The 1,344-nt window shown below is 55.1% G+C and carries 1 protein-coding gene; it reads right to left on the minus strand.

Translation table 11 applies throughout. The features are described 5' to 3' along the window. Window positions 1-262: 262 nt before the first annotated feature. On the minus strand, window positions 263-1,344 hold a 1,082-nt coding region (gene rlmD / locus WIH05_RS00005), incomplete at its 5' end, for a 23S rRNA (uracil(1939)-C(5))-methyltransferase RlmD (protein ID WP_337424780.1).

Consider the following 1,344-nt stretch of genomic DNA (forward strand, 5'->3'; position numbering starts at 1 on the left):
CTACGACAGCGCGGTTAACAGCCGCGTGCTCTACCGACTGAGCTATCGAGGAATAGTTGTTTCAAACAACGATGATATTATATAATAGAGGTAAAGAAATGTCAAGGATTTTTTTAAATTTTTCTCTATTTCCTGGATTTTCCGGATCCTATCCAAACGACGGGAACTCACTGTCCAGCCCGACCCCAAAACCGGAAATCCGGACAAGGCGGCGGCCTGGATCAAACGCTCCCCAAAGCCGCCCCTTATCCGTTCTCACATATTACTTTCCCACTCGCTCCAGCTTTACCACACACTCGCAGTGTCCCCCCATCGGAAACATATCCACTGGACGCACACGCATTGCCCGGTAGCCGTTTTCCTCCAGGAACTTCACATCCCTGGCCAGGGTCGCCGAATCGCAGCTTACATAGACCACCCGCTCTGGAGCCATCTTAAGGATCGTTTCCAGACAAACGGGATCGCAGCCCTTCCTTGGCGGGTCCACCACGATCACGTCCGCATGGACATGGTTCCTTTCATACTGCTCCGGCAGCACCTCCTCGGCCTTGCCGACGAAAAACTCCACATTTTCGATGCCGTTTCTCCTGGCATTCTCCCTGGCGTCCTCAATGGCCTGGGGAATGATCTCCACGCCATAGACCTTCCCGGCCTTCTTCGCCAGAAATGATGAAATGGTCCCGATGCCGCAATAAAGGTCCCAGACCGTCTCGCCGCCGGAAAGATCTGCAAATTCCAGGGCCGTGCCGTAAAGCTTTTCCGTCTGTACCGGATTCACCTGGTAAAAGGAAAGGGGGGAGATCCGGTATTCGATATCACCGATGGTGTCTGTGATATAGCCGGGGCCGTAAAGGTTTACGATCCTTGTGCCCATGATCACGTTGGTCCGCTCGGTGTTGACCGAATACGATACACTGGAGACGCCTGCCTCCCTTAACCGCTCCGCCAGCTCCCCGCCGTGGGGAAGCTCCTCTCCATTGATGACCAGGCAGACCATCAGCCCGCCGCTGGAAAATCCCTTTCTTAAGAGCACATGGCGCACCAGGCCCTGATGGGCGGCCTCGTCATAGGGCTTTATTTTATATTCTTTCATGAAATCCAGGATAATTTTCAGAAGCTCCTTATTTTCCTGGCAGCCCAGAAGGCAGTCCAGACCCGGAGCCGGGATCAGGGAATGGGTGCGTCCCGCGTAAAATCCCGCCGTCAGCTGTCCGTCCTTTCCCAGGCCCACCGGATACTGGGCCTTGTTGCGGTAACGCCAAGGGTCCTCCATGCCGATGATGGGCTCCATGACCACGGCATCCAAAACGCCCGCGGCCTTTTCCCTGTCCTCCGGCAGGAACA

Source organism: Alitiscatomonas sp., assembly GCF_037242085.1.
Lineage (GTDB): Bacteria > Bacillota > Clostridia > Lachnospirales > Lachnospiraceae > Alitiscatomonas > Alitiscatomonas aceti.